At 44.7% G+C, this 2,041-nt stretch carries 3 protein-coding genes; all 3 read right to left on the bottom strand.

The genetic code is table 11. The annotated features are described in order from the left end of the window. Positions 1-352 (bottom strand): site-specific integrase (locus FZC41_RS17020; RefSeq protein ID WP_170254051.1); only part of this gene is annotated, 352 nt, incomplete at its 3' end. A gap of 83 nt (positions 353-435) precedes the next feature. Beyond that, positions 436-1,500 (bottom strand): IS66 family transposase, encoded by a 1,065-nt coding sequence (gene tnpC, locus FZC41_RS17015; RefSeq protein WP_243136756.1) that lies wholly within the window; start codon positions 1,498-1,500, stop codon positions 436-438. Between the two features lie 139 nt (positions 1,501-1,639). Beyond that, positions 1,640-2,041 (bottom strand): IS66 family insertion sequence element accessory protein TnpB (tnpB, locus tag FZC41_RS17010; RefSeq protein ID WP_148568645.1); only part of this gene is annotated, 402 nt, incomplete at its 5' end.

The following is a 2,041-nucleotide window of genomic DNA, read 5'->3' as shown; positions in this document are numbered from 1 at the left end:
AAAGATCTAAAACATACTCAAAGTTATTAGGCAATAATTCAACTTGATGTTGCTGCTGAACCTTATATTCAATTCCAGAATAAAAATCATTCAATCTCCGGATCGCTGTGATTATCGCTTTCTGACGTGAAACACCTGGTTCATTTTTAGCAAGATAAAATTCGTAATAATGCCGACCAACTTCAGGAGTATAAGCATCAATACCATTTTCATCCATATAGGGTTCAATTTTTCTGAGTGTCCGGCGATAATTATCTAATGTCAGTCGATCATAAGATTTATCCTCAAGGGATTGAATCAACTCATGCAGTAAGCCGCTAAAGGACAGGGTTTTAGACTTTTCAGAGTTCATGGGGGATACCTCCTTAGAATTTTTATAATTCTATTCTAAAGGAAGTTACGATTATCCGAGAAGGTAATTGTAAAGTTATTTAATCATGCGGCTTCTGTAGATTCTACTCGGATAATCATAGTTCTCGGATAATGTGACCAACATAAATTGCGCCGGATATTCTCGACTTTTTCATAAGCGGAATACGCATCGGTCGTTAAATATCCATGGAACCCGGAAAGCAGCTGCCTGGCGATCTCCCCTTTGCGACTGGGGGAGTAATGGAAGAACACGGCTCGGATTGTCTCACATGCCGCACTGCGGATTACCCACATATAGGATTCGCTGTTGGCTTTCCTGCCTTCCTCCCGGTTGCACTGAATCCGTGTCTCATCCATATGAAGCACCTCACAGGAAAGCAGTTCGGCATGAATGCGTTCATAAACCGGTGTCAGCCATTCTTCGCTGCAGCGGTTTGTCCAGTTGGCCATGTTTGACCGGGATAGAATGAGCCCCAACCGGTACCAGTCTTTTTCCTGACGGGCAAAGGGCATGCCCATGGCAAACTTCTGGTACATGACCTGGGCCACCAGTGACGGCGTGGCAATGGAATGCGGGAGTACCGGCACCGGTACGGCGGCTTTCTGAAAATGATCCTTGGGATTCTCACTGCCTTCTTTGCCGCACTGGGTGCATTTTGCAATCTGCTGGACAATCTGTTTCACCTTTAGTTTTGGCGGTTCATAGGTCACTTCGGTTCGGACGATCCGTTTCCCAATAACCGTCAGTTCCCCGCCGCATTTAAGGCAGGTCTCATCAAGTGGTATAATATATTCTTCAATCTCCTTCAGGAGACCGGCAAGCATTTCCTGACGAACTCCAGGTTGGCGGGCTTTCCTGGCATGACTGGGGACGGTTATTTTCTGCTGTTCGCTGAACAGTTCTTTCGCAAGCTCCTGTGTTGTTTCAAACAGGGACAGTTGTCCATCCAGGTTTTTCGATGTTTCGGTGGAGGCACCAAACAGTTTCTTTCTGGCCTGCAGAAGCGCCTGTACCATATTTTCAATTCGGATATTCTGTTTGGTAATAATTTCGTCTTTGGCAGCAATTTCTTCTTTCTGCTTTTCCACCAGCGCCCGTAATATCAGCAGTTCTTCCTGTCCCGTCATTGGTATCCATTCCTTTGCTTTTTATTGGTACTATTATACCATTTTTAGCATCTGAATGCTACAATTATTAGTAACAAAGCACCTCGAAAAAGCCGTTTTAAAGCCATTATCAAAATTTGCGCACGCTGTTTTGAAACAGTTAATAACAGCTGTTCTCAAGCGTCATCGTTACCGGCTGAAGGGCTTTTTTCTGCTCAATTTCAAGCCCCTGAAGCAGCCACTGAACTTGCTGGCCGTTTATTTCTTTGACTTCCGAAGGGGTTTTCGGCCACTGAAATTTCATCCCATTGAGCAGCTTCTTGCTGGCTAGAATGAAGCCGTTGCCGTCGTAACGCAAAACCTTAAGAGCGTTTCTTTTTCGGTTGCAGAAGATGAAGGCACATTTGTCTGAGAATGGATCCAACTTGAACTCCATATTAACAACGACGGCCAGACCATCCATCTGTTTTCTGAAGTCAGTGGCTCCACATGCAATGTAAATATGAGTTGTGTCTTTGATAAAACGATCCATCATGACTGCGAAAGCTGCCGGATAAACTGC

It is taken from the genome of Acetobacterium paludosum, from assembly GCF_008086595.1.
Lineage (GTDB): Bacteria > Bacillota > Clostridia > Eubacteriales > Eubacteriaceae > Acetobacterium > Acetobacterium paludosum.
The sequence above is the reverse complement of the archived record's forward strand: the minus strand, read 5'-3'. Positions and strand labels throughout refer to the sequence as shown.